3 protein-coding genes and 1 pseudogene are annotated in these 7,105 nt (G+C 41.8%); 1 reads left to right on the top strand and 3 read right to left on the bottom strand.

The annotated features are described in order from the left end of the window. On the top strand, positions 1–869 hold an 869-nt coding region (gene prfA / locus LC574_RS18620), incomplete at its 5' end, for a peptide chain release factor 1 (protein WP_229454881.1). A gap of 185 nt (positions 870–1,054) precedes the next feature. On the opposite strand, the gene LC574_RS38520 is transcribed toward prfA, so the two are convergent. The 3 genes and pseudogenes from LC574_RS38520 to LC574_RS18635 all read right to left on the bottom strand — a co-directional run. Continuing rightward, on the bottom strand, positions 1,055–1,177 hold the full coding sequence (locus LC574_RS38520; protein ID WP_306422134.1) for a hypothetical protein: 123 nt from the start codon (positions 1,175–1,177) through the stop codon (positions 1,055–1,057). Between the two features lie 243 nt (positions 1,178–1,420). Then, on the bottom strand, positions 1,421–6,169 hold the full coding sequence (locus tag LC574_RS18630; RefSeq protein ID WP_229454882.1) for a PfaB family protein: 4,749 nt from the start codon (positions 6,167–6,169) through the stop codon (positions 1,421–1,423). 398 nt (positions 6,170–6,567) lie between these two features. Then, positions 6,568–7,086: pseudogene (locus LC574_RS18635) on the bottom strand (polyketide synthase dehydratase domain-containing protein); the annotation flags it as partial. Between the last annotated feature and the right edge of the window lie 19 nt (positions 7,087–7,105).

The following is a 7,105-nucleotide window of genomic DNA, read 5'->3' on the forward strand; positions in this document are numbered from 1 at the left end:
CAGAGTTGCAAGAAATGGCAGCACTGGAAGTAAAAGAACTTGAAGAAAAAATAGAACATTTAGAGTCTCGCTTAAAAGTCTTATTGCTACCACGCGATCCCAATGATGAAAAAAATATCATGTTGGAAATTCGCGCTGGTACTGGTGGCGATGAAGCAAGTATTTGGGCTGGCGATTTGATGCAGATGTACACCCGCTATGCCCAAACTCAAGGTTGGAAAGTTTCTCTAGTGAGCGAATCTCGTGGAGAAATGGGTGGCTGGAAAGAAGTCATTCTCGAAATTAAAGGTAATGATGTTTACAGCCAGCTAAAGTTTGAAGCTGGAGTGCATCGTGTGCAGCGCGTACCGGCAACTGAATCTGGCGGACGGGTTCATACTTCCACAGCCACCGTGGCGATTATGCCAGAGGTGGATGACGTGGAAATTCACATTGATCCGAAAGATATTGAAATGACCACAGCCCGTTCTGGCGGTGCTGGTGGACAAAACGTCAACAAGGTGGAAACAGCCGTTGACTTGATGCACAAACCGACGGGAATACGCATTTTCTGTACAGAAGAACGCAGCCAGTTGCAAAACAAAGAACGGGCGATGCAAATTCTGCGGGCGAAGTTGTATGAAATCAAGTTAAGCGAACAACAAGAAGCTGTAACTTCCATGCGGCGATCGCAGGTTGGTACAGGATCGCGATCGGAAAAAATTCGTACCTATAATTATAAAGATAACCGCGCTACCGATCATCGGTTAGGTCAGAATTATTCCCTTAACCCTGTTTTGGAAGGTGATTTAGAGACGCTTATCCAATCTTGTATATCTCTAGACCAACAAGAACGTCTCGCGGAGTTAGCGACTTCTGCCGCTAACTAATTTTTGTGGTTAAATATCCTGTAAAACCCAATATCAGTTAAGACTTGATCCTCCCTAACCCTCCTTAAAAAGGAGGGAATTAAGCCCCACTTTTTAAGGGGAGCCAGCGCGGTCTTGGGGGTTTCCCCCATGAGCGACTGGCGTGGGTTGGGGGATCTTCCGGGGCTAAATACCACTAGCTGAAACTATTTCTGTAAAACCACTTGCTGTACTGTTGCTTTTAACACACACAGGTGGTTTTCTAATATCGTGTGGAGTGCATCTTCCATTTCACTGGGATAATGGTAATAGGCAAATTCGTACTTCATAAGGTAATTTAGCCTCGCCCATTCCTTCAGGGTTTGACAGGTATAAATTAGCTTTTGGGCTTCTTCTTGCCAACGCGCAAAAATCCGGTAGCTAAAAAAGCTGCTGCATATATTGCCCTTTTAGGACTTACGCAAAAAGTGCTCAAAAGCTTAATTTATCGAACCGCCAAGACGCCAAGGACGCCAAGGAGACAGGAGTTAAGAATTAGTCGGTGCAAGTTGAAAGAGAATTGGTATGATTTATCAGGATTCGTCGTTAAGTAAGTTTTGGGCGCAAGCTAGTTGCAATTGGATAATTTCGCTCATTTGTTGACTGTAATCTTGTCTAGCTTGTAAGAAGGCGGTGTGTGCTTTGGTTATCTTTGAATTATTAGCATTGAGCTTTTGATACTGAGTCTTATTTAAATCGAACATGCTGATGATGCTACTAATTTTTTGAGTTCTGACAGGTGAAGAAGAAGGAGGAATTTGCTGTTTAATTGCGCTTGACTCAGAAGATTGTAATTGTTCTGTCGTTTCAAAACCGTTATCAATGATATTTTTCGGTTTTACTTCTTCTGGCTGAGGCAAGATGTTAGGTAAATGATTTTCTTCTTGGGTTATTTGGTTAGAAGTGTTAAGAGATTCTGTGATTTCAGATTGTTGGAAATTAGGTATATTTGGATGCTGTTTTTTAAAGCGTTCGCTCCTAAGATACCCAGGAAAATCTTTAAAAAGTTTCCGATTTTCTTCGCTCAAAATTGTAGCTGCGATCGCTTTCCCACCCAAGGTAACTGTTCTCAATGTTGCTTTATTTGAATTAGCGGTTTCTTGGGCTTTACTATACAGTGGTGATAAATCCACATTCACCTGATGACTGAGTAGTTTTGCTAATGCTTTGACCATTGAAGCATGGTCATCCATCCCTCTACGATTCAAAGAAACTGTGATGTGTTCTTTATTGCCGAGAATTTTATCAATCCATCGTGAACAAACACTACCTGCACCTGCTTCTAGAAATATTTTCACACCATCATCGTAGACACGATTTACCAATCGTGGAAAATCAAGTTCTTGACACAATCCTTTGGCGATGTTGTGCGCGATGGTATCACTATCAAGTGCAACTGGTTGATAATCGGCGGCAGAATAAAATACAATACTGGGAAGATTTTGTGATGGCAAGGTGTTTACCTTCTTGATTTCCTCGTACTGCGATCGCATCGCTTCACAATGTATCACATGGTCGAAGGGAGCAGGGAAAGAATTGCAACCTAAAGTTGTAATCACTCGCTTACAGGCTGCATCTTCACCAGCAATTAATACTTCTTCTGGTGTGTTGATTTGAGTTAAGTACACACGATTCTCATGTTTCAGACATTCTCTAACTTGAGATGGAGTAGCCATGAGAACATAGGTATTCCAAAAATTGTTGTTTGGTGAATCTGTTAATCCCCAATATTCACGCACAGCATTTTTAGGGCCAGATAACTTATCGCCAAATAGAGGTGATGAGTTTAAGGTGTTACTTCCACCCTCAAAATCACTCCAAACTCCTTGGGCAACCATCATGCTAGTTTCACCCAAACTATACCCAAAAACGCATTGCGGCTTGACTTGGAAATCATCTCGGAAAATTGCTGTCATGTATCTAGCAAAGGCGATTTCACTTTCAAACATTGCCAGTGAATCATCTAACAATTCCTTTTCGAGAGTTTCTAGTTGCCTAGTTGTCAATTTAGGTAAGCTTCTGGGATAAACCAACTTTTCAACATCGGCAGCCCGATTGTAGAGATTGTTACTTTTTAAGTCCTCGAAGACTTTAGGAAATAAACGAAAAACAGTCCGACCAATGCCAATATAAGAATTAACTGCTGCGGGATAAACATAAGCTACTGCTCCAGTTTTACCCAATGGTTTCGCTGTGAAATAACTTCCTATTGGTGTTTGCCAATCTGTGCCGTTCTCAAAAGCATTATTTACACCTTTGCGGGCAGATTCAATTTCTTTGAGTAGTTCTTTTGTGTTACGTCCTGTGATTGATAAGATGTATTTTGCATCAGAATGTCCTTCAAAGGTAGCAAATGTTTGGCTGGCGGTAGTTGCTAAAGAAGAACTAACTTCAATGGATTTTTGGAGATGGTTAAGTAAATCTGGTATGGTGGAGCGATCGCTAACTGCGATGGGAAACAGATAAAAAGGCATTTGTTGCAAATATCTGTTATCGCGCTCCTCTTGGCTGGGTTCCTCCGATAAGATTAAATGGGCGTAACTCCCATCTATACCCATGCTATTAATTGCTGCTATTCTGCGTGTGCCGCCTTTATCGACAAACCAAGGTCTTGATTCCATTGCCACATAGAAAGGGCTACCTGACCATACTTGCGGTGTTTTGACACCAGACCATTTGGGTGTAGCGGGAATATACCTGTAATAAAGACAGAGAGCGGTTTTGATTAAGCTAGCAATTCCCGATGCTGTATAGGTGTGACCGATATTGGCTTTAACACTGCCCAATGCACAATGCAGACCATTGCCCACTTTCGGATAAGCTTGCAGCAAACCTGTGATTTCAGCTTCATCCTCCTGGGGAACGCCGCTACCGAAGACTTCCACATAGTTAACCTCTGTGGGTTGAATCTCCGCCATCTGGAAAGCTTGTTTGCAGACATTACTGATAGCTGAGGCATCTGGTTTTACCAAAGCGTTACCCAAAGTAGAATTACCTTGTGCGAAACTCATGGCATCAATTACTGCATAGATGCGTTCATTGTCTTCTTTAGCTGCTTCGTAGCGCTTGAGGACGACAGCACCCGCACCTTCGCCAACCGTCCAACCATTAGCTTGTTGGTCATAACCCAACGTATTGACACCCGTATTAATTGGGGCAAATTGGCTGCGGAATAAGACATTTTCCACACCGCCTGCTAAATCTACTGCACCAACAACCACCGCATCTACTTCTTTAGTAGCGAGTAGCATTTGAGCAACTTCCAACGCTTTGAGGGCAGAATTTTCGCCAGCGCTGACGGTGAATGCAGGGCCAGTGAAATTCCACAAAGCAGAAATCCGACTCGCCATGATGTTGGCGATGTGACTTACGTATTCGCCGATTTCTACTGGTTGGTGAATGCTATCTTTGACGATAGTTTCCAGTTGCGCCAGATGTTCAGCAGGTAGAGAAATTCCTTGGTTGAGTAAGCCATCCTTAACCTGCCAAGATAGATTCCATCTTTGCTGTAGCTGATGCACAGAGAATTCTGTCTCTGCGGCGACAATCACAGCCACATTGCCGCCCTCCTGTAGTTTCGCATCTTTGGCGGCGCGATCGCTAACCTTCAGGAGTAACAATTGTTGTGGGTTTAACTTTTCGATTTCATTCGGTGGGATTTTGCACGATAAAGTATCAATTTCAAAATCTTTGATGTATGCCCCTACTGGTGCTTTACCATCTGTTAAACCGTACTCTTTCAGGACACTTTCTTGATTTTCTATCCCATGCCATCTTTGAGGCGGTAGGGAAGTAAAATGCTGTGTTCCATCATAAATGCTGCGTTCAAAAGCATCTAAACCATTGCAGTTACCAAAAAAGGCATCCATGCCAACAATGGCAATTTTGCTAGGTGGAACAGGTGGAGTTGATTCAACTGATTGTGTTGTATTTCCTTGTTCTAAAATCAGATGAGAATTAGTGCCGCCAAATCCAAAAGCACTGATAGCCGCTCGTTTTATTAGTGCGTTATTATTAGGCCATGCCGTAGCTGTTCTAACAATTTTATCAGCAGAAATTGTACTATTTTCTGATGCTAAAGGTTCAGAGACATTCATGGTTGCTGGAATTACACCATGAGACATACTCAAAATCACTTTAGTCAACCCAACCATGCCAGCAGCAGTTAGTAAGTGACCTGTATTTGCCTTGGCAGAACCTACCAGAGGTGCAGCTTGGTTTTGACCAAAGAATGTTTCGATGGAGTTGAATTCGGTTGTATCTCCTAACAATGTGCCGGTGGCGTGACACTCTAGATAATCGATGGTTTTGGGACTAACTTTTGCCTCGTTATAGGCTCGTTCAAAAGCTAAGATTTGTCCTTTAGGATTCGGACTAAGTAAGTGCTTACCTTTGCCATCATTCGAGAGTCCATTACCGCAAATGGTAGCTAGAATATTATCACCATCTCTAACGGCATCAGAATATCTCTTCAGCATCACCATCCCAACACCATCGGCGGGAATTAACCCTCTAGAGGACTTATCTAAGGGGCGGCTAATGCCGTTTTCTGCATACCCTTGAACACCGGAAAATAACATCCGCACGAATAAGGAATCTGCACAACTGATGGCTCCAGCTAACATTACATCAGCTTTGTGTGACCATAAGTAATGAGATGCTAATTTAATAGCATAAAATGATGACGAACAAGCAGCATCCAGACATAAATTAATCTGGGATAGGGATAGTGCTTGAGCAACTATAGATGCTGGTAAGCCAGATATCATGGCATTGTATAAAGACGTTTTAGTTGCACTTGGGACAGCTAAATCAAAGTCTTCATACTGCAAAAGTTCTCTGACAGCAGGGTTAATAGCCTGTCGGTAAATTGGAGAGAATAATTGATTAGATAATTTTGTCGGGAATGATAAATTACCTAAAATCACGCCACATTTTGAAAGAACAGTTTGATTACCCCAATAACCACTCTGTACAATTGCTTGTTTAGCTGCATACAATGACCATTTGAAGGTGTTATCTAAACCAGCAACAAATTCTGATGGTAGATTGTATTCAGATGGATTAAATAGGAAGTTGCGGATGTATCCGCCTTTGAGAGAATAGGTTTTGTCTGGTGTACCTTTAACTGGATTGTGAAAGATTGTCGGATCTACTCCGATTTCTTCGACGGTTGCAGAGGATGTGGAATCTTTTTGATTAACGATGTTTTGCCAGTATTCTTCAGGGTTTTTAGCATCGGGGAATAGGCATGATAATCCGATAATAGCTATTTTTTCCACGATTTATATGCTCCGAGTTTGGGTATTTAGCAAAAGATAATTAAAAGGCAGGATTTACGCTGTTCCCCAAACTTTGAACGAGACAAGTTATAGCAATTAGGGCTATTTCGTTCTAGACATAAACCGCCCAGAACTAAAGTTCACAGGCTTTTAGCCCAAGTCCACTAAAGTGGACTAAAAGCCTTTATTAGTCGTCTTAAGACGACTTTTACTATTAGCCTCAGAATTTATTCTGAGGTGGGCTAGATGAGAATGAAATAGCCCTGATAGCAATCCTATTTTAGTTGTGATAAATACTCTTTTTAACGAACCGCAAAGGACGCAAAGGACGCGAAGAAGAGAAAGAATTTCACAGGGATTTTAGGAATGCTATAGGTGTTGAGTTTTAAAGAAAATTACTAGCTTCTAAGCATTTTCATTGACCAAATAATAGCGTGAGCGTTAAGCATTCGTGAATAGATTTTTCCCTGACGATCGTGTATGATAAAGTTTGCGATCGCACTACTTGGTGTCTTAGATTTTACTTCACAAGAAACGTAAAAAGTTTCGTTATGTGGTATCATCGCAAACTGTTCAAACTTTTCTACTTTTCCGGGTAAGCAACCTTCTTGATGAAAGTGTTGTGTCCAAATCCATAAGGCGTGCATACTCAAGTCAGTCGTATAAGGATTGACCCATTGCACGGGGAATTGTCCTTGTTGCTGTGCGCCCAGTTCTGACCACAGACATTCTGTAGTAATTTTTTCAGAACTGATGTTTAAAACTCTCTTAACTTCTTGAAAAGCAAGGCCGTGAAATAATGTAGCCTCACCATTTTGGTAAAAAGCTTTTCCTGTAGCGGTGATGATATTATCTTCTTCGAGATTGAGAGATTCATAAGTGGGTGCAACTGGGATTTCTTGCTGGAGATTGAGTTGAGTATGCACGCCTTATGGA

The organism is Nostoc sp. CHAB 5715 (genome assembly GCF_020829685.1).
Classification (GTDB): domain Bacteria; phylum Cyanobacteriota; class Cyanobacteriia; order Cyanobacteriales; family Nostocaceae; genus Nostoc.